The sequence below is a fragment of the Streptomyces milbemycinicus genome (assembly GCF_002154605.1).
Classification (GTDB): domain Bacteria; phylum Actinomycetota; class Actinomycetes; order Streptomycetales; family Streptomycetaceae; genus Streptomyces; species Streptomyces milbemycinicus.
The window spans coordinates 1-23,161 of record NZ_MUNE01000144.1; the positions used below are offsets into that span (position 1 = coordinate 1).

24 protein-coding genes and 1 riboswitch are annotated in these 23,161 nt (G+C 70.6%); of the genes, 9 read left to right on the forward strand and 15 right to left on the reverse strand.

Translation table 11 applies throughout. The annotated features are described in order from the left end of the window. The 4 genes from CCN51_RS13350 to CCN51_RS13365 form a co-directional block, all read right to left on the reverse strand. The coding region (locus tag CCN51_RS13350; protein ID WP_143675796.1) for an ABC transporter ATP-binding protein at nt 1-1,049 on the reverse strand (1,049 nt) is incomplete at its 3' end. Next, on the reverse strand, nt 1,046-2,290 hold the full coding sequence (locus CCN51_RS13355; RefSeq protein WP_014180137.1) for a CbiQ family ECF transporter T component: 1,245 nt from the start codon (nt 2,288-2,290) through the stop codon (nt 1,046-1,048). The genes CCN51_RS13355 and CCN51_RS13350, both read right to left, overlap by 4 nt. After that, nucleotides 2,287-2,961 carry an SCO2322 family protein gene (locus CCN51_RS13360; RefSeq protein WP_014180138.1) on the reverse strand — a complete coding sequence of 225 codons (675 nt, stop codon included), beginning with the start codon at nt 2,959-2,961 and terminating at the stop codon, nt 2,287-2,289. The genes CCN51_RS13355 and CCN51_RS13360 overlap by 4 nt, the downstream gene beginning before the upstream one ends. Further along, a complete protein-coding gene (locus CCN51_RS13365) occupies nt 2,961-4,301 on the reverse strand; it encodes an SCO2321 family membrane protein (RefSeq protein WP_014180139.1) in 1,341 nt (446 codons plus the stop codon). The genes CCN51_RS13360 and CCN51_RS13365 overlap by 1 nt, the downstream gene beginning before the upstream one ends. Before the next feature lie 168 nt (nt 4,302-4,469). Further along, nucleotides 4,470-4,618: riboswitch (cobalamin riboswitch) on the reverse strand. A 49-nt stretch (nt 4,619-4,667) separates the two neighbouring features. Between CCN51_RS13365 and CCN51_RS13370 the strand changes: the two genes are divergently transcribed. Beyond that, nucleotides 4,668-5,459: a DUF5984 family protein gene (locus CCN51_RS13370; protein ID WP_014180140.1), complete on the forward strand. Its 792-nt coding sequence runs from the start codon at nt 4,668-4,670 to the stop codon at nt 5,457-5,459. On the opposite strand, the gene CCN51_RS13375 is transcribed toward CCN51_RS13370, so the two are convergent. Then, nucleotides 5,431-6,153, reverse strand: a complete 723-nt coding sequence (locus CCN51_RS13375) for a TetR/AcrR family transcriptional regulator (RefSeq protein ID WP_014180141.1) — start codon at nt 6,151-6,153, stop codon at nt 5,431-5,433. The genes CCN51_RS13370 and CCN51_RS13375 overlap by 29 nt on opposite strands. A gap of 203 nt (nt 6,154-6,356) precedes the next feature. On the opposite strand from CCN51_RS13375, the gene CCN51_RS13380 reads away from it, so the two are divergent. The 4 genes from CCN51_RS13380 (at nt 6,357) to CCN51_RS13395 (ending at nt 11,680) form a co-directional block, all read left to right on the forward strand. Continuing rightward, nucleotides 6,357-7,718, forward strand: a complete 1,362-nt coding sequence (locus CCN51_RS13380) for a hypothetical protein (RefSeq protein ID WP_143675797.1) — start codon at nt 6,357-6,359, stop codon at nt 7,716-7,718. A gap of 64 nt (nt 7,719-7,782) precedes the next feature. After that, complete coding sequence (locus CCN51_RS13385) at nt 7,783-10,032, forward strand: LppP/LprE family lipoprotein (protein ID WP_055414031.1); 2,250 nt, start codon at nt 7,783-7,785, stop codon at nt 10,030-10,032. A 93-nt stretch (nt 10,033-10,125) separates the two neighbouring features. After that, nucleotides 10,126-10,749 carry an RraA family protein gene (locus CCN51_RS13390; RefSeq protein ID WP_014180144.1) on the forward strand — a complete coding sequence of 208 codons (624 nt, stop codon included), beginning with the start codon at nt 10,126-10,128 and terminating at the stop codon, nt 10,747-10,749. Nucleotides 10,750-10,831: 82 nt separating this feature from the next. Further along, the gene (locus CCN51_RS13395; RefSeq protein WP_014180145.1) at nt 10,832-11,680 is read left to right on the forward strand and encodes a class I SAM-dependent methyltransferase; all 849 of its coding nucleotides are present in this window, start codon (nt 10,832-10,834) and stop codon (nt 11,678-11,680) included. 9 nt (nt 11,681-11,689) lie between these two features. Here CCN51_RS13395 and CCN51_RS13400 read toward each other — a convergent pair whose 3' ends face one another. After that, entirely contained in the window at nt 11,690-11,869 is a 180-nt protein-coding gene (locus CCN51_RS13400) for a hypothetical protein (RefSeq protein WP_014180146.1), read from the reverse strand. 158 nt (nt 11,870-12,027) lie between these two features. Continuing rightward, the gene (locus tag CCN51_RS13405; protein ID WP_014180147.1) at nt 12,028-12,780 is read right to left on the reverse strand and encodes an alpha/beta fold hydrolase; all 753 of its coding nucleotides are present in this window, start codon (nt 12,778-12,780) and stop codon (nt 12,028-12,030) included. Nucleotides 12,781-12,843: 63 nt separating this feature from the next. Here CCN51_RS13405 and CCN51_RS13410 point away from each other — a divergent pair, with 63 nt between their 5' ends. After that, nucleotides 12,844-13,833 carry a helix-turn-helix transcriptional regulator gene (locus tag CCN51_RS13410; protein WP_014180148.1) on the forward strand — a complete coding sequence of 330 codons (990 nt, stop codon included), beginning with the start codon at nt 12,844-12,846 and terminating at the stop codon, nt 13,831-13,833. A 55-nt stretch (nt 13,834-13,888) separates the two neighbouring features. Here CCN51_RS13410 and CCN51_RS13415 read toward each other — a convergent pair whose 3' ends face one another. The 5 genes from CCN51_RS13415 to CCN51_RS13435 all read right to left on the reverse strand — a co-directional run bounded on the left by CCN51_RS13415 (nt 13,889) and on the right by CCN51_RS13435 (nt 17,588). After that, entirely contained in the window at nt 13,889-14,422 is a 534-nt protein-coding gene (locus tag CCN51_RS13415; RefSeq protein WP_014180149.1) for a GNAT family N-acetyltransferase, read from the reverse strand. A 243-nt stretch (nt 14,423-14,665) separates the two neighbouring features. Then, nucleotides 14,666-15,526 carry a methyltransferase domain-containing protein gene (locus CCN51_RS13420; protein WP_014180150.1) on the reverse strand — a complete coding sequence of 287 codons (861 nt, stop codon included), beginning with the start codon at nt 15,524-15,526 and terminating at the stop codon, nt 14,666-14,668. 279 nt (nt 15,527-15,805) lie between these two features. Further along, on the reverse strand, nt 15,806-16,750 hold the full coding sequence (tgmB, locus tag CCN51_RS13425; RefSeq protein ID WP_014180151.1) for an ATP-grasp ribosomal peptide maturase: 945 nt from the start codon (nt 16,748-16,750) through the stop codon (nt 15,806-15,808). Beyond that, the gene (gene tgmA / locus CCN51_RS13430; protein ID WP_014180152.1) at nt 16,747-17,058 is read right to left on the reverse strand and encodes a putative ATP-grasp-modified RiPP; all 312 of its coding nucleotides are present in this window, start codon (nt 17,056-17,058) and stop codon (nt 16,747-16,749) included. Before tgmA ends, tgmB begins: the two co-directional genes overlap by 4 nt. 62 nt (nt 17,059-17,120) lie before the next feature. After that, nucleotides 17,121-17,588, reverse strand: a complete 468-nt coding sequence (locus tag CCN51_RS13435; protein WP_014180153.1) for an ATP-binding protein — start codon at nt 17,586-17,588, stop codon at nt 17,121-17,123. A 186-nt stretch (nt 17,589-17,774) separates the two neighbouring features. On the opposite strand from CCN51_RS13435, the gene CCN51_RS13440 reads away from it, so the two are divergent. From CCN51_RS13440 to CCN51_RS13450, 3 genes are all read left to right on the forward strand, one after another. After that, nucleotides 17,775-19,037, forward strand: coding sequence for an NsdA family TPR-like regulatory protein (locus tag CCN51_RS13440; protein WP_043487734.1), 1,263 nt, complete (start codon nt 17,775-17,777; stop codon nt 19,035-19,037). After that, nucleotides 19,034-19,588, forward strand: a complete 555-nt coding sequence (locus tag CCN51_RS13445) for a GNAT family N-acetyltransferase (RefSeq protein WP_014180155.1) — start codon at nt 19,034-19,036, stop codon at nt 19,586-19,588. Before CCN51_RS13440 ends, CCN51_RS13445 begins: the two co-directional genes overlap by 4 nt. 98 nt (nt 19,589-19,686) lie before the next feature. Continuing rightward, complete coding sequence (locus CCN51_RS13450) at nt 19,687-20,055, forward strand: VOC family protein (protein ID WP_014180156.1); 369 nt, start codon at nt 19,687-19,689, stop codon at nt 20,053-20,055. Nucleotides 20,056-20,139: 84 nt separating this feature from the next. Here CCN51_RS13450 and CCN51_RS13455 read toward each other — a convergent pair whose 3' ends face one another. The 3 genes from CCN51_RS13455 to CCN51_RS56415 form a co-directional block, all read right to left on the reverse strand. Then, nucleotides 20,140-20,901, reverse strand: a complete 762-nt coding sequence (locus tag CCN51_RS13455; RefSeq protein WP_043487736.1) for a DUF6461 domain-containing protein — start codon at nt 20,899-20,901, stop codon at nt 20,140-20,142. 11 nt (nt 20,902-20,912) lie between these two features. Further along, nucleotides 20,913-22,028 carry a cytochrome P450 family protein gene (locus CCN51_RS13460; RefSeq protein ID WP_211303221.1) on the reverse strand — a complete coding sequence of 372 codons (1,116 nt, stop codon included), beginning with the start codon at nt 22,026-22,028 and terminating at the stop codon, nt 20,913-20,915. Continuing rightward, nucleotides 22,010-23,161, reverse strand: a 1,152-nt coding sequence (locus CCN51_RS56415) for a cytochrome P450 family protein (RefSeq protein WP_211303222.1), incomplete at its 5' end; no start/stop codon positions are given. The genes CCN51_RS13460 and CCN51_RS56415, both read right to left, overlap by 19 nt.

The window sequence follows — 23,161 nt, forward strand, 5'->3', positions numbered from 1 at the left end:
ACCGAACCGGAGGCGGGCGTGTGCATCCCCACCAGCGTGGACAGCAAGGTCGACTTTCCCGCGCCGTTGCGGCCCATCAGCGCCACCGTCTCGCCCGGCCGCACCGTCAGGTCCACGCCGCGCAGCGCCTCGATTCGACCGTGGCGTACGGTCAGCCGCACCGCCTCGGCGACGGGCTCACCGCCCCCCTCGTGCGGATCTCCGCCCGGCGTGAGCGGTGTGAGCGGTGTGAGCGGTGTCAGCCGCTCCCGCAGCGGGGCCGCCTTGCGGCGGGCGTCCCGTATGGACAGCGGGAGGGGGGTCCAGCCCGCGAGGCGGCCGAGTTCGACCACGGGCGGCTGGACGGGCGAGACCGCCATCACCTCGGCCGGGTCCCCGACGACGGGGGCCGCGCCGGGGGAGGGCAGCAGGATCAGCTGATCCGCGTACTGGACCACCCGCTCCAGGCGGTGTTCGGCCATCAGCACGGTGGTGCCGAGGTCGTGTACGAGCCGCTGCAGCACCGCCAGCACCTCCTCGGCCGCCGCCGGGTCCAGCGCCGACGTCGGCTCGTCGAGGACCAGAACGCGCGGGTGCGTGGTGAGCACCGAGCCGATGGCGACCCGCTGCCGCTGTCCGCCGGAGAGCGTCGCGATGGGCCGGTCGCGCAGCGCGGCGAGGCCGAGCAGGTCCAGGGTCTCCTCGACCCGGCGGCGCATGGTGTCCGGGGGGACGCCCAGCGACTCCATGCCGTACGCGAGTTCGTCCTCGACGGTGTCCGTGACGAAGTGGGCCAGCGGGTCCTGACCCACCGTGCCCACCACATCGGCCAGTTCGCGCGGCTTGTGGGTCCGGGTGTCGCGGCCCGCCACGGTGACCCGCCCGTGCAGCGTGCCGCCCGTGAAGTGCGGCACCAGACCGGAGACGGCGCCCAGGAGAGTCGACTTGCCGACTCCCGAGGGGCCGACGAGCAGACACAGCTCCCCCTCCGGAACGGTCAGATCCACGTCCTGGAGGGCGGGCCGCGCCGCGTCTTCGTAGGTGACGGACACCTGCTCGAAGCGGATCACCGCGTGGCCTCCTTGCCGGTGTCCTCGCTGGTCTGCCGAGTGGTCTGCCAAGTGGTCTGCTGACTGGTTCTCTGAGGCTGAACGGCCTTCCGGGTCGTGGGCACTGCCGGCCCCGGCCCCGGCCCCGGCGCCGGGGCCACGACCGCCGGGAGCAGCCCGACCAGCACCCCGGCCGCGGGCCACAGCGGCAGCACGGGCGCGGTGAGCGGGACGGCGGGCGGGTTCAGGGCCTGGGGGGCGTACGAGGCGGCCCAGATCATCAGGCCCGCGACCGCCACCCCCGACCCGGACACCAGCCACGCCCGCGCGCCCCACCGGTCCGGCCGGTAGCGGCTGCGCACCGAACGGCGGCCGCCCAGCCACAGCCCGCCGAGCGCGGCGGCGAGCCCGGCGAGCAGCACCGGCAGGCCGAAGCCCGCGCCCTGCGCCGCCAGCAGCCCGTACGTACCGGCGCAGACGCCGAGCAGCCCGCCGAGGGTGAGGACGGCGGTGGCGCGGGCGACGGCGGGCGGGACGTGGGCGGTGCGGCCGTAGCCGCGCGCGTCCATCGCGGCCGCGAGCGCCACCGAACGCTCCAATGCGCCCTCCAGGACCGGCAACCCGACCTGGAGCAGGGCGCGCACCCCGCGGTCGGGGCGGCCGCGCAGCCGGCGGGCGGCGCGCAGCCGCTGGACGTCGGAGACCAGGTTCGGGGCGAAGGACATCGCGACGACGACCGCGACGCCCGCCTCGTACAGCGCGCCGGGCAGGGACTTGAGCAGCCGGGCGGGGTTGGCGAGCGCGTTCGCCGCGCCGACGCAGATCAGGAGGGTGGCCAGCTTGAGCCCGTCGTACAGCGCGAAGGCCAGCCCCTCGGCGGTGACCCGGCCGCCGATCCGTACGCCCCGCGCCCAGTCGGGGAGCGGGACTTCGGGGAGCGTGACCAGTACGTGCGTACCGGGGATCGGCGAGCCGAGGAGGACCGCGAAGCACAGCCGTATCGCCAGCACCACCAGCCCCAGCTTGAGGAACGCGCCGTACGAGCGCGCCCACGGCGCGTCCGTACGGCGCGTGGCGACCACATAGCCCGCGACGGCGACGAGCAGCCCCAGCAGCAGCGGATTGGTGGTGCGGGAGGCGGCCGTGGCCAGCCCGAGGGCCCACAGCCACCAGGCCCCGGCGTGCAGCGCGCCGCGCGCGGTGCGCGGGTGCCCGGCGGTGCCTGGGTGCCCGGCGACGGCGGCCCGGTCGGCGCCGCTCATCGCCGGTGGTGGCGGCGCGCCTGCCATACGGCGGCGGCCCCCAGCGCGACCACGGCGGCCAGACCGCCGACCAGCCCGGCCGACGGGCCGCCTCCGCCGCCGCCATGTCCGCCCTGCCCGCCGCTGCTGCCGCCGCCGGATCCGCCGCTGTTGGCGTCGACCTGTTCGCCGCAGCCCTTGGCGGGGTAGCCGGCGATGGCGCACAGCAGGGCGGAGGAGTTGTAGCGCAGCGGTTTGGCCACGGCCGCCAGCGCGTCCCCGGCGCTCGCGTCCTGGCCGACCCGCGCGCACTCCGTACGGGGCTCGGGCGGGGTGTGGTGGTCGGGGGCGTCGGCGGCCGTGCCGAAGTCCAGGACCACCGCGACGCGTTTGGTGCCGTCCTCCGCCGGGGTACGCGCGCAGACCGTCTCGAAGTCGGTCGAGTCGCGTGGCCGGGTGGCGTCCCCGGAGTCCTCGCTCACCGCGAACCGGAATCCGATCATGTCGCCGTCGCCCGGCCGGGCCGTGGCGGGCCCCTGCGTGGCGTACGTCCAGCCGCCGGCGCCCCGCTCCCGCTGCCAGAACGACCAGTAGCGGTAGCCCGCGGCCTGCGCGGGCGAGGCGCCGAGCGCGACCACGGACACCAGCGTGGACAAGAGCACTGCGCAGAGGAGGGCGGCGCGTCGGCCCATCAGAGCTGCTGCTTCTTCCGGCCGCTGATCAGGAAGCCGATGCCGATGCCGGCCACCAGGAAGACGCCGACCGTCCACCAGACGCCGCCGACACCCCCCTTGTCGTCGTCCTTCTTGTCCTCGTCCTTACCGGAGGACGAGTTGTCGTCCGAGCCCGACTCGTCCTCCGACCCGGCCGCGGAGACCGACTCCGGCTTCGGGCCGGTGGCGTTCAGCTGCTGGACGAGGTCCACGCCGCCGAAGCTGCGCGGATCCGCACCGGCCGCGTGTGCCGCCAGGACCAGCTTGCCCAGGGCGCCCGGGTCGCCCTTCGCCCACGCCAGCGCGCCGTTCTTCTCGCTCTGCAGCCACTGCAGGGGCTTGGCCGCGGTCGCGCTGTGCTCCCCGGCGGCCAGCGCGACGATCGCGTCCGCCGTGCTGCCGAAGTCGGGCTGGGCCTTGGCGCCGGGCATGGCGGACAGCAGGTGGTTGCCGTGCCCGGCCATGGTCTCCGACAGATACGCGGCGGCGGCCTGCGCCGCCTCGGCCGCCCCGTCCGGTTTGCCGTCTTTGCCGCCGCCCTTGCCCGCGCCGCAGTCCAGCGGCTTCGGGGCCTTACCGGCGTCCTTGCCGGCCGGTTCGAAGACAAAGCCCTTGCCTTCGGTGGCCAGCGCGGCGGCCGCGGTCGCCAGGTCGTTCGCGACCGGCTTGCCGTTGTCTGCCTTGTCTGCCGTATACGCGAACGCCCCGCGCTGCCCCTCCTTCGCGTCACACCCCAGCTGCAGGCCCAGCAGCACGTCGTACGGCGTCTTGCCGCCCTTGGCCGACTTCACCTGCTTCGGGTCCTGGCCGGTGGCGGCGAAGGCGCCGACCGCGGCGGAGGTGGAGTTGGCGTCGCTCGGGCTGCCCGGGTTCAGGCCCCAGCCGCCGTCGTCGTTCTGGTGCTTCTTCAGCCAGCCGATGCCCTTCTCGACCGAGGCGCTGCGCCCACCGACCGCGGCCAGCGCCTGTACCGCCGCCGCGGTCGCGTCGGTGAACTCGCCCTTCTTCGGGTCGCAGGCGGCGGAGGCGTCCGCCCGGTACGCGGCGAAGCCGCCGTCCTCGCACTGCTGGCCGGCCAGCCAGTCGATGGCCGACCTCGCCGGGGTGACCCCGACCGCGTCCTGGGCGAGCAGCGCGAGTGACTGCCGCCACACCCCGTCGAACTTGGGGTCCTTGGCGCCGTACAGCCCCTTGGGCGGCGCAGCCGAGCCGCCGGACGGTTTGGGGGAGGGTGAGGCGTCGGCGAACGCGGCGGGGGCGGCGGCCGTGCACAGGGCGGCCAGGGCGGCCAGAGCCGTGGCGCTGCGGCGTACGTTCATGGCGACGGGTGCCTCTCGGTCGGGGGTCTCGGCGGTGGCTGGACATCGGTACGCGGCCACGCACGGCCGCCCACCCCGCACGCCGAGGGACGTACGAACGCGATGACACCGGGCTCAGCTCCGCATACCTCGACGGTGCCGCCGCCGGACGGGCCGACGGCGGGAGCCTGCGGTGCGCCAGATCAGGTGCTCCGGCTCGTACGCTCTGCGGTACACAGCCCGTACTCACGGTTGCGGGTCAGCGCCGGGTTCTCACCGGCTTCCCCCGATCGGACGCGGATGAAGTTTTCACGGATACCTTATCCGGCGCCGAACCGGGGCGTTCCACGGCGGTCGGGCCCTTGAGGGAGGGTCCATACTCTTCCCATGATCCGGTTCCGTTTCGGCCTGACCCCCTTGGCCGAGGTACGGCCGTGGGGGCGGCGCGAGCGTCCCGTACTGCACTGGTTCGGGCTGACCGACGGCTGGTACGCGATCGACCTCGGCGAGCATGAGCTGCTGCGCTACTCCGAGCGCACGGTGCGGCGGCTGCGGGGCGACGGGGGCGGCCCGGCGCATCCGTATGCGGACTACTACGTGGTCCGGCTCTGGGAGGACCTGCTCGCGCTGCTGCCCGCGGCGCTCGAGCCCGTACCCGAGGACCTGGCCGACTTCGTGGCCTGTGACTCCTCCGACTGGTGCTGGGAGGACACCCCGGAGGCCGACTCCGCCGCGCAGTGGCACGGCGACCGCTCCCTGTACACGGGGTATCTGCGCATCGCGCCGGACATCCGCTGCTGGCGGACCGTCGCCGGGGAGCACGACGCCATGGACGACGTCATGAACGTCAGCTGGGCGCATCCATCCGATCCCGAGGGCGAGATCGAGTTCGCCGGCCCGGCCACGGGCCGGGTGACCGTGCCGACCAGCGCCTTCGTCGCCGCCGTGACCGAGCTCGACCGTGCGCTGCTGGAGGCGATGGAGCGGCGGATCGGAGAGTTGGAGGCGGCGGGGCCGCCGCCGGGGGTCGAGCTGGACCTGGAGCAGCTGCGCCGCGAGCACCGGGACCGGGCGGGGTGGCTGGAGCGGGCGCGGCGGTATGCGTACGCCACCGACTGGGCCGCCGTACGGACGGGCGCGGCGGCGCTCCTCAGATCACCAGGCGAGGACTGCGGGTGAGGCTGAGGATGCCGAGGAGACGGTCCATCATGTCCTCGAACAGCGGCACCGGATCGTCCAGGGCATAGGACATGTGGCTGTAGACGGCCAGGCAGAGCATGCCGTAGATCTGGCGCCAGCAGGTGATCATCAGGAGCGCGACGCCGATGGGGACTTCGATGCCCATGGCCTCGCGGTACCGCCCCAACTGCCGCGCCAGGGCCGGGTCGATCTCCTCGTCGGACGGGTGGGCGAGCCGCTGCTCGCGCCACAGCCGGGTGAAGAGCTGCCCGTACAGCCCGCCCAACTCGCGCAATATGGCGTGCGGGATGTCGTCGGAGGACGCGGCGGCCGCCATGGGGTAGGCGGCGCCCATGAGCAGGTTGAACTCCGCCGGATTGGCCACTGACCAGTCGAATACGGCCCGGGTGGCGGCGTGCAGCCGGGCGCTGATGTCGTCGGGGTCCTGCCGTTCCACCGCCCCCGCGACCACCTGCATGAACTCCGCCATCACATCGTCGTAGACGGCGCGGATGAGTCCGTTCCGGCCCTCGAAGTAGCGGTAGAGGGCGGGCGAGGTCACGCCGACGCTGCGGGCCACGGCGGCCACGGTGAGGCCTTCGACGCCCTCCGCGGCGGTGATCCGGCGTGCGGCGGCCTTGGCGTCGCGCTCGAGCTCCGCGCGTAGCCGCTCCCGCCGCGTCAGCCCTGCCATGTGCTCGCCTCCGCCCCCGTCTCCGCCCCCGTCTCGGTCTGTGCCGGACACCGTCGCCTCCTTGTTGTGGTCAAGTGCGCCTCAATGATCCTTCATCGGCTGCCGGGCGTACGGGCAACCGACTTGCCGTGAAGGTGCATCGCATGGTTAATACTATTCTCGCTTCTAAGGGCAGTCACGTTCGGGGGAAGGCGGAGAGCTGAGTGAGCAGGGCGTATGTGTCCGGGATGCGCGGGTGGGCCGCGGTGGCGGCGGCGACGGTCCTCGTGGTGGGAGGCGTGACCGCGTGCGGCGCGTCCGACGACTCGGGGAAGGGCGGCGGACGATCCGGTGCCTCGGACGGCGGCGGGCGCAAGTCCGGGGCGGTCGCGGCGGATTCGGGAGATTCAGGGGATGCGGCGGAATCCGGGCTCGCCGGGGCGATGAGGGACCTCTCCCGCGTGACCTCGGCCACCGGGCCGGTGATCTGCTGGGATGACAAGGACGGCAAGGGTGAGCACGTCGCGGCCTTCGACGACACGTTCAGCAAGCGGGTCGCCACGTACTCCGAGGAGCCGCTGTTGTCCCGGCTTGCCGAGATCGCCGAGGAGGGGGACGCGGACCGGGCGTTCGTGCGCAGCCTCTGCGGAAAGCAGCAGTACGGCAAGAGCGCGGCGGACTTGGGGGTCAGCCCGGTCTCCCCGGACGGCCGGCGCGTCGCGGTCGAGGTGGTCACGGACGAGGTGGGCGCCCTCACGTCGTCGCATGTGGGGTGGCTGGACCTGGCCACGGGGGAGTTCACGGACATCACCGAGGCCGCGCGGAAAGGGGGCTACAGCCCGGAGACACACTCCGACGAGTTTCCCGGATTCGCCCCGGACGGATCGCTGTGGTTCCTGCGTGACGAGCAGGTGTACTACTCGGCGGATGAGAACGGCCGCCTCTCCCGCCACCCGATCAGCAAGGCCTGCCATGACGAGCGATCCGGGAACGACGGCTTCTACCGCCCGGTGAACTCGGCCGCCGTCACCTGTCCGCGCCTCATTCACCCGAGCGGGAAGTTCGCTGTCTCTCCCGCCACCGTCATCGACGGCATCGACTCGTACGACGGGTTCGACCTCGATCTCCTGGCACCCCAAATGGACCGGCTCGACGACGACACGGCCTTCGGCGACCCCACCGACCAGATGGTCGTGCGCGACGGCGACGACGTACGCGACTGCGACCCCGTGGCCTGGATCAACGACGACGACATCCTCTGCGAGGGGGCGTCCAACACCTTCTTCACCGTCCGGGCCGACGCGAGCGAGCTGGGGGAAAGGCCCGACGGGAGCGATCCGCTGGAGGCCGAGGTGAAGGCGGAGATCGCCCGCGAGACGAACAACAAGATTCTCTCCGTGGCCCTGTCCGCGGATCGTCAGTACCTCTACATCGCATCGAAAGAGGTCCTGGACGAGGGCGACGTAAAGCTGTACCGGGCCGATTTGATTGCGCCCGGCGAACCGGAGGAGTTGGGGCCGCTCCCGCAGGGGGTGGGGGACAACTTCATACTCCGCGGAAACTTCCAGACCGGCGATTTCCAGTAGTCGGCGCGCGAGCAGAGCACATCGGGGGCATCGAATGTCGAAATGGTGGCCGCACAGGCGGTCGTTGCGTATCTTGCTGTCGGCCGGGATCGCGCTGGCCGTCTCGGCCGGCCTGCTGACCGCGTGGCAGATGGCGGCCAATCGGCCGGGAAAACTGGCCGTCAAGGTCACGGGCCTTCCCGCCAAGGCGCGTTTCACCCTCCATATCAGCGGGGCGAACGGGTTCAGTGAAGAGCTGACGAGCGACAAGACGTTCTCCGTCGATCCCGGTGATTACCGCATCACGGCGAAGGCCGGCCATGCGAAGGGAAATATCTACTACACGGCGGACGAGACCACGACCTGGACGGTGGACAGCGGCGAAACCGAGCGGGCGGTGATCGATTACGCCGTGGCCCTCTCCGAGAAGACCACGGTCCTGAGTGCCCCGGACTCCGCCGACTCCGGACTCCTCAAACGCCCTGGCAAGTCGGAACTGGTCTTCGCCGCGGGCTCGGCGACGGCGCGCAAGCTGAAGAAGGGCGACTTCGTCGTCGCCGCGGAGAGCGAGCGGACGCCGCGGGGGCTGGTGCGCGAGGTGCGCGGGGTGACCCGGGAGAAGGACCGGATCGTCGTCCGGACCAAGGACGCCACGCTTCAGCAGGCGATGCCCAAGGCCGTGCTGCGGGTCGAGGACGCATCGGGGGCTTCGGGTGCGGGCTCTTCGGGCGGTACGAAGACCGAGATGCAGCCCGCGTCGTACCGGATGCCGGCGGTCGACCCGACCTTCAGCCCCTCGCCCGAGTTCCAGCCCGAGAGCGCCATCAGGGTGGACACCTGGAAGGGGAAGGGCGCGCTCAAGAACATGAAATGCGGCGGCTCGATGGCGCTCGTCAAATTCGAGCACGGCCCGATGAAGTTCGGCATGGCAGGTTCCGACTTCGGGTGGAACTGGCGGGATGGGGCCTGGGCCCGCATGAACGTCCAGGTACAGCAGACGTACAAACTGACCCTGGGGTCGCCGGTGGGCGCGGTGTGCTCCTTCGACTGGGAATTCGCGAAGTTCCGTGTGCCCCACGTCACCGCGAAGCTCCTGAGGGTCGGGGCCTTCAGCCTGGAGCCCGAGGTCGCGCTGTATCTCAACGGGAACATCAGGGGCGACGCGGGAGCGAAGCTCGAAATCCAGAGCCCCGTGGATTATCGGGGAAGCGCGCGAATAAACCTCCTTCGGAAACCATCGGTCAGCGCCACCGGTTGGCCTCCGAAGGCAACGGTCAAAATGCCTCAGGCAGCCGGCTTGGGGACGAGGGCAAAGGTCGGAGTCCGGATCACCCTGAAGGCGAGCCCGGTGATCGAAATCGTGGCGGCCGGGATCGAGGTGGAATCGGCACTGGTTTTTGACGGCAAGATCGACGTCAAAAACGACTTGGCCGCGGTGAGGTTCTTCCCAGAAGCGTCGGTCGGCGTGAGCCTCGCGCCCGGCGACCTCGGCATCGCGCCCGTTCTTCCCGCTGTGGCCCGGAGTATCGACGTCTCGTTCCCGATCGCCAAACCCACCATCATCTGGCAGTCCACTCCTGGGCAAGTCAAGGCCGCGGTGAAGAAGGCCGACCCCGACAAGGCCGTGGCCTGCCCCTCCCGGTCGTGGATGAAGAAGGAGCTCGAGGCCATCGCCAAGTACGACACGGAGGCGTATCTGGGCCAGTCGACGTGCTGGCCCGGATGGGCGGCCGTCACCTGGTCCGACGAACCGGCCTCGGACTTTGTGACGATCAGCGTCTTCAAGCGCAACGCCCGCCACTTCTACCCAGCCGTTCATCTGCTGCCCGTCATGGACGACCCGTACGACCCCGACTGGCTCCGTGGCTGCGAAACCCTCCGCGGGATGAAGCCCCCGGCCGCTCTGATCTCCTCCGTCGGCTGCACCGCGCAACCGGCGCACGGCCAGGACAAGTTGGACTCTGCTGCCGCGCTGCGGATGATGAAGAACGAGAACTTCACCCCCGACGTCACGGCCGACGTGCTCGGCGCTCTCCCCGGCCCGCTGCGCGCCGTCAGGGCGATGTGCACCGGCAGCTACGACGGAAACTGCGCGGCCGTGTTCTTCTTCCACGGAAACCGATTCGTGGGCCAGGCGAGCGGACCAGGGGCGATGGCGGTCGAAACGCAGGACGGCAAGACGGTGACGCTCGCCCGCCCCATCTTCAAGGACAGCGATCCGAACTGCTGCCCCTCGGGCGGCACCGCCCGTTACCAGGTCCGCTGGAGCGACGGCGCCCTCGCCGCCGCCCCGTCCCTGCCGGACTTCGAGCAGCACAACGAGCCGGTCCGTTGACCACCGTCAGGTAGTCACCGCCTTGGGTGATCATGGGCGAGGGTGGTCCGCCGGACCCCCTCGTCCATGGCAGCAGATGGAAGAAGGCAGACCATGACCGATGCCACCGGCTTCGAGAACGTCCCCCCGACCACCCTCGCCGACATCCTGGGCCGCGGCCAGGTCATGGACATCGGCATCCGCCCGCTCTGGTCCCCGACGCCGCGCGTCGCCGGCCCCGCGTTCACCGTGCGGTGCCCTCCCGGCGACAACCTCATGCTCCACGCCGCCATCCACCGTGCGGAGCCCGGCTCCGTCATCGTCGTCGAGTCGGGAGACGTGGACTACGCGCTCGCCGGAGGAAACGTCTGCGCCGTCGCGCGGCGCCGCGGCATCGCGGCGTTCGTGCTTGATGGAGTGATACGCGATATCGGCGAGGTGCGCGAGATGGGCTTCCCCGTCTTCGCCAGGGGAGTCATCCCCATCCCGGGCACCAAGGCGGCGCCCCAGCCGCTCAATGTCCAGGTGCGGTGCGGCGGTGTCGACGTCAACGCCGGTGACATCGTGGTGGCCGACGAGGAGGGCATCGTGGTCACTCCCCACGCCCGCCAAGACGAGGTGCTGCTCGCCGCGCAGGCGAAGTTGGCCAAGGAGGCCGACGAATCCCTCGACGCGTGGGAGGCGGCGCACCGCGCCCGTATCGACAAGATCCTGAGCGACAAGGGCTTGGAGGGCTGAACGGCTGTCGCCGGGAATCATCGAGCGCCGGGCAAGCGCCGGGCAAGTACGACGTATCTCTGTGAAACGCGAGGGTGAGGGCATGGTCGCGGGCTGGAAGTGGGACGACACGCTGTTCTCGGGCACGGCCGCCTACTACCGGCGCGGGAGGCTCCCGTACGCACCCGGGCTGGCGGACGCGCTCGCCGACGCCCTTCAACTCGACGGGCGAGGGCGCCTCATCGATGTGGGATGCGGCCCAGGCATTCTCGCCCTGAGCCTGGCGCAGCTGTTCCATGAGGTCGTCGGCCTGGACCCGGACAGCGGGATGATCGACGAAGCCGGGCGCGAGGCCGCGCTGGCGGGAGTCGCAGACAGGACGCGGTGGGTGCGGGCCCGAGCCGAGGAACTGCCCGCCGGCCTTGGCACCTTCACCGTCGCGACCTTCGGCCAGTCCTTCCACTGGATGGATCGCGACCTGGTGGCGGCAACCATCAAGGGCATGCTCCGCCCCGGCGGGGCGCTCGTACATATCTCGGACTTGAAGAACGAGCCCCGGACCATCGACGGCCTTCCCCACCCGCCTGTCCCCTACGCCGCGATGGACGAGCTGGTCAGGCGCTACCTGGGACCGGTCCGGCGGGCCGGCCAGGGGCTGCTGCCGCAGGGGACGCCCGGCGGTGAGGCGGCGGTGTTCGCCCGGGCGGGATTCTCCGGCCCGCAGCGCCATGTCGTCGCCGGCGGGCAGGCGCTGGTGCGTACGTGGGACGACGCGGTCGCGGGGGTGTTCTCCATGTCGTACTCCGCTCCGCATCTGTTCGGCTCGCGCCGCGACGACTTCGAGGCGGATCTGCGTCGGCTGCTGCGCGAGGCCTCTCCGCCGGGCCGGTTCTCCGAACGCCAACCGAGCACTGAGGTGTTCGTCTGGTGGAGAGACCCCACTGAGCTGTGACGCCGCTGGTCAGTCCTCCTCCTCGTAGAAGCGGTCGACCCAGCTCTCCAGCTGAGCGCCGAACTCACGCCTGGCGAGGGCCAGGAGGTCGCCGGGGTTGTCCGCTGGGGTGAGGCCGAGGGTGTCGTGCAGCCAGGCGACGTACTCCCCGTGGCGTGGGCTGGGCGCGTCGTCCGGGGCGGGCTTCATGAACCTTTCCGATGCGCTCGTCGAACTCCTTGAGGCGGTTGAGTTCCGGGACGGGGGAGTAAGCGTCACTCACGGCTGCTCCGAGGCGGGATGAAAGATCGTTCGCAGTCGGAGGAACGGTACCGCCCACCGTCCCGGCATACGGCCGCTTCGGCGCTTCAGTGCGCCTCGGCAGCCTCGTCCAGGATCGCCGCCAGTTCGCCGGGCTGGTCGAACATCGGCCAGTGCCAGCCGGGCAGGTCCCGGTGGGTCCAGCCGTCGTCCGCCATGTGCCGGAAGGCGGGGACGGTGGCGGCCATCGCGCGGACGTGTTCTATCCCGAAGCTGCACAGTACGTGCAGCCGCGGCAGCTTCTCCCAGGCGCCGGTCAGCCGGACCGGGGTGGTGACGGTGGCCCAGGGCTGCGGCGTCGACAGCCGCGTCAGGCGCTCGTACGTGCCGTCGGGGAGCGCGGGCGGTTCGGGTGCCTTGGCGGCCAGCTCCTCCCATGGCGGCGGTGGCAGCTGCCAGCCGTGGCCCGCCGTGCGTACCAGTTCGGCGTTGCGCTCCTGGTCCTCCGGCGGGGAGAACTGCGCTTGGGACATCCCGTCCGGCAGCGGGCCGCTGTCGATGAACACCAGCCGGCTGATCCGTTCCGGCATCCGGTCCGCCACGCTCGGGATCACCACCGAACCGGCGTAGCTGTGCCCGACCAGCACCACATCGTGCAGGTCCTCGTAGCGGATCAGGTTGAGCACATCGGTGATGTGCGTCTCCAGGCCGGTGTCGGGCCGGGCCAGGTGTGTGCGCTCGGCCATGCCGGTCAGGCTGAGCGGGTGGACATCGTGCCCGCGGCGGCGCAGCTCGGCCGTCACCGGGCGCCAGGCCCAGGCCCCGAGCCAGAACCCGGGGAGCAGTACGTAAGTTGCCATGGCCCACACGCTAGGAGGGATACCGGACAGGATCCGCCCGGTATAAGCGGGAGACTTCCGAACATGACCCGACCGACCGCCCGCGTGCTCGCTCTGCTGGAGATCCTTCAGACCGGCGGCACCCGCACCGTCGCCGACCTGGCCGACCGGCTCGGCGTGGACGAGCGCACCGTACGTCGCTACATCGACCACCTGATCGACCTGGACGTCCCGGTCCGGTCGGTGCGCGGCCGGTACGGGGGCTACCGGCTCGCCCCCGGCTACCGGATGCCGCCGCTGATGCTCACCGACGAGGAGGCGCTGGCCGTGCTGCTCGGCCTGGTCGCCGGCCGCCGGGCCGGGCTTGTGACCACGTCCGTCGCGGCGACGGAGAGCGCCGCCGCCAAGGTGCGCCGGGTGCTGCCCGAGGCGCTTGGCCGCCGCCTGGACGCCCTGCTGGCCACCGCAGACTTCACCGCCCCGGCCCGCCCCGTGACCACCCCGGAGACGGGCGTGCTGCTGATGCTCGCGGAGGCCGCACGGCACCGCCGGCCGGTCGCCCTCACGTACACCGCCTGGAACGGGCGGCGCAGCGAGCGCACCCTGCACCCGTACGGGATCGTCGCCCACTCCGGGCGCTGGTACGTGACGGGGGCGGACTCGGCCAGCGGCGAGGTGCGTACGTTCCGGCTGGACCGGATCGAGGCCGCGGCGGAGCTGCCGGGGTCGTACGAGGTGCCCGTGGGGTTCGACGCGACCGACCGGGTGCTGTCCGGGCTCGCCGAGGTGCCCTATCTGCACGAGGTGTCGCTGCGGGTCCAGGGCACCGCCGAACAGGTCCGCTCACGGCTTCCGGCCGGGATCGCCACCGTACGGGAACTCCCGGCCGACCCCGAGGCGGGGGAGGACGTCAGGTGGGTACGGATCCTGCTGCGCGCCGAGCGGCTGGAGTGGGTCGCCTCCGTGCTCGCCTGGCTGGACCTCCCGTTCGTGATCGAGTCCCCGGACGCGCTACGTGATCACGTACGCGCCCTGGCCCGCCGGCTCGCCGACTGTGCCGATGTGGTCGGCTGACCGCGGCCGCGGTGGGGCCGACGGTATGCCGCCGGCCCCACCGCGACCTGCCGGGTCACTGCCGGTCGAGGTCCGGCTTCGTGATCCTGAACCTGGCCACGTTCTCCTCGGTGGCCACGTGCCGGAAGCCCGCCTTCTCCAGCACGCGGAGGGACGACGGGTTCGGCAGCTCCACGGCGGCGGAGACGGTGTGCACATCCGGCGCGGTGAGGGCGTACTCCGCCAGGGCGCGGGTGGCCTCGGTGGCGTAGCCCCGGCCGCGGCGGGAGGCCACGATGCCGTATCCGATTTCGAGGTTGCCCTCGCTGGGCGGCCAGAACAGGCCGAGCGAGCCCACGATCAAGCCGCTGTCACGCTCGATGACGAGGCGGTGGCCGTATGCGCCGAGCCAGTCGGGGTGCTGCTCGAAGAGGTTCGCGATCACTCGGTCGCCCTCGGCGGGGAAGTCGTCCGCCCAGTACACCGACCTGGTGTTGTCGATGACCGCGGCGGCCTCGATGACGGTCCACGTCCGAAGGACGAGGCGGTCGGTGGTCAGATCGGCGTGGGCCGATGACGGGGAGGAGGAAGTAGAGCAAGTGGAAGACACGCGTCACTCCTGGTCGTTGAAACGACGTTGTTGGAACGACCCGGGCCGCGCTCTGCTATTGCGCGGGCCGGACGAGGGCATGCTGACGAAGGCCGGCGGCAGCCATATTCATCAACCTCCTCGTCACGTGATCACGCGTCTCTCGCGTCGGTGTGATGGTAGCAACCCCGGCGCGTCCGCCGAGGAGGTGGCCGACCGGGTCTGGCCGGGCATGGGCGCGATCTAATGCGACGGACGTAGCGGTCACGGCCGGAGCCTGGGCCAGGTGATCGTCTGCCCCTCCGGGGTCACTGTGATCTCGAACCGCTCCAACGCCGGTGCGCCATCCGCACGCCAGCGGCTCACCCGGTCCTCTATCGCGTCCCAGATCCGATACGGGCCGCCCTGCCGTACCGTCCAGTGTCCGCCGGCCTCCGACAGCGCCGCCCACGACCCGCCCGCCACGTCGATGAGCAACTGCTCCGTACGCCCCTCGGTGACCATGCTGATCTGCTGCGCCCCGGGTGCCGCGAGCTGGGCGACGAACCGGGCGGTCCAGTCGACGTCGAGGACATCGGTGCCGAGCTCAGCCTGACGTTCCTCACCACCGCTGAGGTCGGGCAAGGTCCCCAGCACGGGCGGTAGATGAGGGCGGGCCAGCATGAAGGAGATCTGCCCGCCGAGGAAGTGGCCGGACGCCGTGCCGTCACCCCGGACGGTCAGCCGGGCCAGTTCGGAGGAGTACAGCCAGCCGCCGACAGTGGCCAGGATAATTCCGCCGGGACGGGTCTGCTCGATCCACGCGCCGGGTACGGTCAGAACGCCGCAGGTCGCGATGGTCCGGTCGTACGGCGCGCCGTCCGGGTGCCCGGCCAGACCGTCGCCGACCACGAGGCGCGGCAGCCGGCCGCAGGAACCCAGCGCGGCACTGGCCCGGCCGGACACCGCGTGGTCGACTTCCACGGAGGTCACCAGGTCGTCGCCGAGCCGGTGGCAGAGAAGGGCGGTGGAGTATCCGGTCCCGGTGCCGATCTCCAGCACCCGGTTCCCGTCCCGAACCCGCAGCTCCTCCAGCATGCGTACGACGAGGCCCGGCATCGTGCTGGAGGAGGTGGGAGCGCGCATGATCTCCCCCCCGGACGTCCCCAGGAACGACCGTGCCCGCGACCTGTGTCACCAGGGACTCATCCGTATAGCAGCGCTCCAGCCACTGGGCGTCCTCCGGCATGACCGGCCGCCACGCGGTCGGCCCCGGTCCGTCCACCCGCTCGAAGAACCCGCCCCGCAGGAACTCGTGCCGCGGGACGGCCTGCACCGCTTCCCGCCACGGCGCGGTACGCAGGTGGCCACCGGCCGCCAGGCCGTCGGCCATGCGTCGGCACAGCAGCTTGTCGTCCGTCGCGTTCATTTTCTCTCCAGCAGGTCGGCCATCGCCGCCACCATGGGCAACCCGGTCTCCGGCTCCAGCCACGCCCACTGGCCCGAGGGGTTGCATTCCAGGAACCACCATCGGCCCTGCCGGTCCACGGCGAAGTCGAAAGCGCCGAAGACCAGCCGGAAGTGTGCGAGGTAGGCGAACAGGGCCTCGGTGATCGCCTCCGGGGGCTGTGCGACGGTGTACGTCAACTGGGCGTAGTCCATGCGCCAGTCCAGCAGGCCGGAGTCGATACGGACGCAGAACACCCGCTCGCCAATGACGGTCACCCTGATGTCCGCGACCTTCTCCACACGCCGCTGGAACAGGTGGGCGGTGCCGGCCACATCCTGGTCGATCTCGTCAGTGGCGACCTCGGCGACCTTGACGGTGCACGACACGCCATCGATCCGGTACAGGGGTGCGAACAGCGGTTTGTAGATCACCGGTCCGTGACGCTTGATGAACGCCCGTGCCGCATCCGGTTCGGAGCTCAGCAGCGTCGGCGGGATGCGGAACCCCACCTTGGCGGCGGCAGCGAGCCCGGAGGGCTTGAACTCCGCGTCGCCGATGCGATGGGGGTGGTTCACGTACCGGCATCCCGGCAGGGCGGCCAGCACTCCGCCGAGTCCGTACCGTGCCTGCGTGACGGCGAAGCGGGCAGCCTGCTCGTCCAGGTGAGGAAAGGCGAAGCCGGAGGGCCTGCGGTAGTAGAGGGATCGTACGCGGGACAGGTCCACGGTCCTGGAAGGGGTGCACAGCGTCCCCTGGATTCCCTGCGACGTGATGGAGGCCGCGAACGACAGGGTGGCGGGGAAGTCCCCGGAGTCGAACCGCACGACCGGGACACCCCGGCCGTGCAGCTCCTCGATCACCAGGTCGGTCGTGGGGTCGTCCAGATTGGTGACGACCAGCACCGGGCGTGGATCGGTCACTGGTCGTTGTCGTTCCCGGTGTCCTGGTCCCCGCCCCCGGAACCGCCCGGCCCGGCGCCGTCGGACGGGTTTCCGGTGTTCGTTGGTGGGTTGGTGCCGGTGCTGGTGCCGTGGCCCGGCATCTCCATCACCTGGCCGTGAGCGTCGAAGTAGCGAGCGGTCTGGGTCACCGGGTCCAGCTCGGTTCGGGCGTAGCCCGGCGCGAAGGCGGGGTACGGAGCCATGCGCCGCAGGCCCCACGGCTCGGGGCTGACGGTGCCGGACGGCAAGGGCGTACCGGTCGGGAACCTGTCTGAGTGGGCGAACATGTGGTTACTCCTTCGTTGTTGTTCCTGTGCTTTTGGCGAGCGTGCTCGAGTCGGCGTACCGATTACTGTTCGTGCGCGACCCGCAGCTCCCCCCATACGCGCTTCCCCCAGGGCAGTCGGTCCGCGCCCCACCGGTCGGAGACGGCTTCGACGATGGCGAGGCCACGCCCGTCCTCCTCGTCGTCGCTCGCCGCGCGCGGTGTGGGAAGAACGCGGGATTTGTCGGTGACGGCGACTCGGACCCAGCGCGGGCCCGGGCGGGAGACGGTGACACGCAGGCAGCGGCTGCCGCTGTGCATGACGGAGTTGGCGACCAGCTCCGACGCGATCAGCGCCGCGGGGACGGCGAGATCCGGCAGCCCCCACGCGGTGCACGCCGCCTGTACCAGGCGACGGGCGCGTATCGCCGACGTCGCCTCGGACAGCATGCTCTGGCTGTAGGCGGGGCGGCCGGTCGCGGCGGGGCGCACGTGCTGGTCGGCCGTGGGCCCGGTGGTGGCGACGGTGTCGCTGGAGGGCTTCGGAGGCATCGTCGGTCCTTCCTGGGGAGCGGAGCGTGGCGGCGGAAGGGCACCACGGCGTCCGCGCTTATCCAGGTAACCGACAGGCGTTGCGTGGCGGGTATGCCGGATCCGGTGAGGGCTCAGGGGCTCACCCCTGTCGTTTTGACTCATCCGGTTTCCCCGGTAAGCGAGGCGATCCATTAACGTTCTGTTATGAATCGAACACGGAACGAGGTGCTCGCCGCCTGGATGTCCGAGCACGCGGTGAGTGCCAACGGGCTGGCGTCGCAGGTCAATTCGGCCATCGCCGAGTTCACGGGCTCGTACGGAACATGCACCGAACGGGGCGTCTTCCGGTGGCTCTCGGGCGAGGTCACCTGGCCGCACGCGCGCCAGCGTGTTGCCTTGGAGCGGGTCACGGGCCGAACATCTTTGCAGTTAGGGTTCCGCCCCCGGGGGCGTCAACCCGACCCGCCCGCGTCACCCGAAGAGGATCCCATGCACCGACGTGCCTTCCTCACGGCGGCGACGGCCGCCGGCGCGTGCCTCACCGCGCCAGCTACCGAGGCACCGCGCCGCCTCGGCTCCACCGACGTGGGTCGCCTGAACGATAGGCTTGCCGCCGTCGTCTCCAAGGACGATCGCTATGGGGGCACCCCGGAACTTGAGCAACACGCCCTTGTGCTCGCCCGGGAAACCCTGGATCTGCAACAGCGCGGGACGGCATCAAGCCGCATCCGCTCTGAGCTTTACGCTGTCGCCTCCGCGTTCACTTCGAGTGCCATGTGGGCTGCCATCGACGGCCGCCGTTTGGATGCTGCCCAGGGCCATCTGAACCAGGCGGTCACCTTGGCCGGGCTCGCGGAAAACTCCGTCGTCCAGTTCAGGGTCTGGGGTCACGCTGGGTCCCTGTACCGCCAGCTCGGCCGTCACGCCGACGCCATGGCTGCGTCCGAAGCCTCCCGTGCGACGGCGATTACCCGTCGCGACCCGCTTTTTACCTCGCTCGCCTTGGCACGGCTCGCTGTCGACCATGCCGACTCTGGGGACGCCACGGCTGCCCTACGCGCTGTTGACCAGGCGCAGGACGCGTTTGACCGCGCCGATCACTTTCTGTCCCGTCCTGCATGGATGCACTTCTTCGACCAAGCCGAGCTCGACAGCTTGGCTTTGTTCGCTCATCTCAGCCTCGGCAGATGGGCCGAGGCTGAGCACCGCGCCCACCGCTGCCTGACTCGTCTACGCCCTGGTCTGATGCGCAACCGTGCCCTTACTCATGCCAATCTTGCCCTCGCCCAGTTAGGTCAGGGTGCCATCGAACCGGCCGTTGCTTCCGCCATGACCGTGGCCCCGGAGATGGCTCAACAAGGACGCGTTCGCGAGCTCCTTGGTGAATTTACCCACCGGTTGAACGCCATGGCTCCCCGTACTCCCGAAGCCCGCGCTTGGCGCGACCACAGGACGGAGATTCTATGACCGACACCAGCGCCCTCACCTTTCGCCACGTGACCGACGTAGAGGATGTCCGACAACTCCTGCTCGACATTCACGTCGAAGTGCGTGGTGGGTTCGGCATGATGAACCGGCCCTTCTATGCCGTCGAGCGGTTCAACGAACGGCTGAGCAGCTATGCCTCGCGCACCGGCTGGGAGTCAGTCATCGCTTATCAGGGTGAGGAGCCAGTGGGTTACGCCTTTGCCACGCCGCTCGGCTCCAATACCGCCTGGTGGGAGGGTATGGTGCCATCTCTGCCGGACCATTACGTGGAGGAGACGGGTACCCGTACGCTGGCTCTGAACGAAATCCTCGTTCGCGCGCCGTGGCGTGGCATCGGTGTCGCTCGTCGCATTCATGAGGAACTTCTCGCCGGACGGAAAGAACAGCGCGTCACGCTGTTGGTCAACCCGCTGATTGCAGACGGCCGTCTCCAAGCCGTATACGAGGCGTGGGGGTATGAGCAGATCGCGACGCAGCAGCCGTTCCCCGACTCCCCGGTGTTCGCCGCCATGATGCGTCCGCTGGCGTGATCGCTGCCCGCACGCCGCGGTGTACGGGCCGCGCAACGCGGTCGACAAGGTGGTCAAGGGCGCTCGCGCGCACCCCTGAGTAACGCCAGAATCGGCGCATGCTGAGAATCGGATCCATTGTGCTGGGTGTGTCGGATGTGCCGCGCGCTGCCGCCTTCTGGATGGAGGCCCTGGGATACGTCCCGCGTGAGGAGGCGGAAGACGACTGGGTGGTGCTGGTCCCGGTGGAGGGGCACGGGCCTCAGCTGGCGCTCGGTCTCAGTAGGACGCCGGTTCAGGAGCATCCGCGGATTCATCTGGACCTGTATGCCGGGGACGCGGCGGACCAAGCCGCCGAGGTCGAGCGGCTGGTGTCCCTGGGCGCCCGGCGCGTGGACTGGGACCTTTATCCGGACGACGCCGACTTCGTCGTGCTCGCCGACCCCGAGGGCAACCGCTTCTGCGTCATCGACACCAGCTACGGATGACCCGTCGGGAAGTGTCAGACACCTGGCTCTCCCCTTGTGCTTCGGGTTCCACCCCGGCCCGGCCCAGCCATCGGATACCAGTCGTCAGTGACTGGTGGCGTGCCGGTAGGCCAGTCGTATGAGGTAGGGGATCAGGCGGAGCCGGCCACTGGGGAGCGGATAGCCGTTGGCAGTGGCCCAGTCGCAGACGACATCGAAGTCGGGGTCCTCGGTGGTCATGTCCGGGGTGCCACTGACCGCGTATGCGGTCAGTCGGGCCCCGGTGAGGAGGGCCGGCGGCAGACTGAGGCCGAAGCGTTCTTCGATGACGGCGAGTGCGCTGCGGCGGCGGGTGATGTAGTCGTCGGGGCAGGGATCGCAGTAGGTGTCCCCGTCAGGGTGCAGGATGCCGGCGGCGACGAGGTCGGGCAGCAGCAGGTCGGGCTTCTCGCCCCAGCGGATGTGCTCCTCGCAGAGCCCGAAGCCGCAGACGTGGCGGCCATCGTGGGCGTAGATGACGATGGCGGGCGGATGTTCCATGGCCGGGGTGTAGTGGATGGCCTCCACGCCGTCGCGGGAGATTTCTTCCAGGCGGTCGCCCCCGGTGGAGTCGCCGTACTCGATGGCGAACGCCCACCCGGCGTGCTCGCCGACCCGGACAACACCGTCACCCCTGCCACCGGGCCGGTAGACCTCCATGCCCAGCTCGGACACCTCGGCATCGGTGATCGGCTCGGTCCCCGCCCCGGGCGCCCCGCCCATCCGTAGCGCCAGCTCCTCCGCGTCGATCCCGCGAGCCAGGACCACGCCGGACATCAACCCCGTCCTCCCGACCCCCTCGGACAGCCACTGGATACCGTCGCTCATGACGCCCTCCCCTACCTACCGGTGCGCACCGGGAGCGTCTGGTGGCCGTTGGAAATGAGGGTGGGGAGGGGGAGCAGGTCCTGTGCGGGGACCGCGAGTTGGAGCTCCGGGAAGCGGTCGAAGAGCGCCGGGAGGGCGATACGGGCTTCGAGGCGGGCCAGCGGGGCGCCCAGGCAGTAGTGGACGCCGTGGCCGAAGGCCAGGTGCTCCTTGACGGCGCGGGTGATGTCGAAGTGGTCGGAGTCCTCGCCGTGGACCTCGGGGTGGCGGTTGACGGCGGTGAGGGAGAGGATGATCGCGTCGCCCTGCTTGATGGTGACGCCCTCGAGCTCGATGTCCTCGACGGCGTAGCGCAGCGGCACATTGACCACCGGCGGCTGGGCGCGCAGCGTCTCCTCGATCACATCGTCCCAGGAGGCCTGGCCCGAGCGGACCAGGGCGAGCTGGTCGGGGTGGGTCAGCATGGCGTGGACGGCGTTGTCGAGCAGCTGGACTGTGGTCTCGAACCCCCCGGCGATCAACACGCCCACGGTGTCGGCGAGTTCCTGCTCGTTGAGGTGTGAGCCGTCCTCGTCGCGGACGGCGATGAGGTCGCTGGTGATGTCGTCACCCGGCGAGTGCCGCTTGAGCGTGACCAGTTCGCGCAGCAGCGCCTCATGGCCCTGGTAGGCGGCGATGGCCTCCTCGGGCGGCGCGTTCGTACGGAACATGGTGCTGACGAATTCCAGCTCGCGCTCGCGCATCTCGCCCTCGGGGACACCGAGCAGTTCGCAGATGACCTCCATGGGGATCGGGTGGCAGTACGCCGCCTTGAGGTCTACAGCGGTGTCGGGCCCGCCGGCCGCGAGGCCGTCGAGGAAACGGGACACCAGATGCTCGATACGGGGGCGCAGTGCGGTCGTGCGGCGGCCGGTGAAGGCCTTGGCGACGAGCCTGCGCAGCCGGGTGTGGTCGGCGCCGTACGCGGTGAACATGTTCTCCACCGCGACCCAGGCGATCAGGGGCCAGGTCGCGGGGATCTCACCGTTGATGAACTTGGGCCAGTGCTGCCGGGGGTCCTTGGAGACGCGCGCGTCGGTGACCAGCTGCTTGAGGAGGGTGGGGTCGGTTATCGCCCACGCCACCACGTGATCAGGGAGTTCCACCAGGGTCGCTGGGCCCCGTTCCCGGAGCCGGGCTCCCTCCCCGTGGACGTCGCGCCCTTGGGGGTCGAGGACGAGGGGGCTGGGCTGGGGGTCCATGCGTTGCCTCCGGTGGTCTGGTCGGTCGCGGTGGCGCCTGCTTGATCGTACTTGGCGGCTACCGGAGGGAAATGGACCGGCAGGGCGGCCAGGGCCCGGTGGAAGGGGCCGGGGCGCCAGTGCAGTTGGGCGGGGTCGACGGCCAGCTCGATGTCCGGCACGCGGTCGAGGAGCTTCTCGACGGCGGTGGAGGCGATGATCCGCGCCGGATCCTTCGCGGGGCAGGCGTGCGGGCCCGCGCCGAACGCCAGATGGGCGCGGTTGCCGCGGCGGTCGGAGACCAGCTGCGGGTCGTTGTTGGCGGCGCCCATGCTGATGAGGAGGGGGGTGCCCTTGCCCACCCGGTGTCCGGCGATGGTGACATCGCGGACCGGGAAGTGGGTGGCGTAGTTGGCGATCGGCGGGTCGGTCCACAGCGCCTCGTCGAGCGCCTCGTCGACCGGCATCGTGCCGCCCGACAGATCGCCCGCGAACCGCTCGTCGGACAGCAGCAGCCGCAGCGCGTTGCAGATCAGGTTCTGCACGGGCTCGACCCCGGCGCCCAGGAGGAGGATGAGCTGACTGACCAACTCCTCGTCGTTGAGCCGGGCGGGGTGGGCCAGCAGCCAGGAGGTGATGTCCGCCCCGGGTTCGAGCCGCTTCAAAGCGATCAGCGCGAGCAGGGTCTCGATGAGGACGGCGTTGGCCTCCACCGCGTCCTCGCTGGCGTCCAGCAGCGCGGCCATGCCCTTGACCATTGTCTCGCTCAGCTCGGGCGGGCAGCCGAAGAGCTGGTTGAAGACCAGCAGCGGGAGCCGGGCGCAGTACTCGCTGAGCAGTTCGGCCTCGCCCTCGGGGCCGAAGAGGTCGATGAGCAGGTCGGCGCTCTCCTCGACGTAGGTGCGCAGGGCGTGCGGGTTCAGCCGGTTGAGGGTGTCGGAGACCGCGCCGCGGTACCGGTCGTGCTCCTCGCCGTCGGTGTACATGGGGTTGGGCCGGTACATCATCATCGGCACGACGGGGCTGTCCATGGGGACCGT